The organism is Pseudoalteromonas sp. SG43-4, assembly GCF_014164325.1.
GTDB classification, from domain to species: domain Bacteria; phylum Pseudomonadota; class Gammaproteobacteria; order Enterobacterales; family Alteromonadaceae; genus Pseudoalteromonas; species Pseudoalteromonas distincta.
Window position 1 is genome coordinate 1 of record NZ_JACJFB010000051.1, and the last position, 857, is coordinate 857.

Sequence of the window (857 nt, forward strand, 5' to 3'; positions counted from 1 at the left end):
AAACCGCACGTAAACGTTGGTACAATCGGCCACGTTGACCACGGTAAAACTACACTAACTGCAGCAATCACTAACGTACTTGCAAAAGTATACGGCGGTGTTGCTAAAGATTTCGCATCAATCGACAACGCTCCAGAAGAGCGCGAACGTGGTATCACTATTTCAACGTCTCACGTTGAATACGATACTCCTACACGTCACTACGCACACGTAGATTGTCCTGGTCACGCCGATTATGTTAAAAACATGATCACTGGTGCTGCTCAAATGGATGGCGCGATCTTAGTAGTTGCTGCGACAGATGGCCCTATGCCACAAACACGTGAGCACATCCTTCTTTCTCGTCAAGTTGGCGTTCCTTACATCGTTGTGTTCATGAACAAATGTGACATGGTTGATGACGAAGAGCTACTTGAACTAGTAGAAATGGAAGTTCGTGAACTTCTTTCTGAATACGATTTTCCAGGTGATGACTTACCTCTAATCGCTGGTTCTGCGCTTAAAGCGTTAGAAGGCGAGAAAGAGTGGGAAGATAAGATTGTTGAGCTTGCAAATGCACTTGATTCTTACATCCCAGAGCCAGAGCGTGACATCGATAAGCCATTCATCATGCCTATCGAAGACGTTTTCTCAATCCAAGGCCGTGGTACTGTTGTAACTGGTCGTGTTGAAGCTGGTATCATCAACGTAAATGACGAAGTTGAAATCGTTGGTATCAGAGAGACTACTAAGTCTACTTGTACTGGTGTTGAAATGTTCCGTAAGCTTCTTGACGAAGGTCGTGCTGGTGAGAACATTGGTGCACTTCTACGTGGTACTAAGCGTGAAGACGTTGAACGTGGTCAAGTACTAGCTAA

General features: G+C 45.0%; 1 protein-coding gene. It reads left to right on the top strand.

All coding sequences use genetic code 11. The features are described from left to right. Window positions 1-857: elongation factor Tu (gene tuf, locus H5160_RS20675; protein WP_182738532.1), on the top strand; the 857-nt coding region annotated here is incomplete at both ends.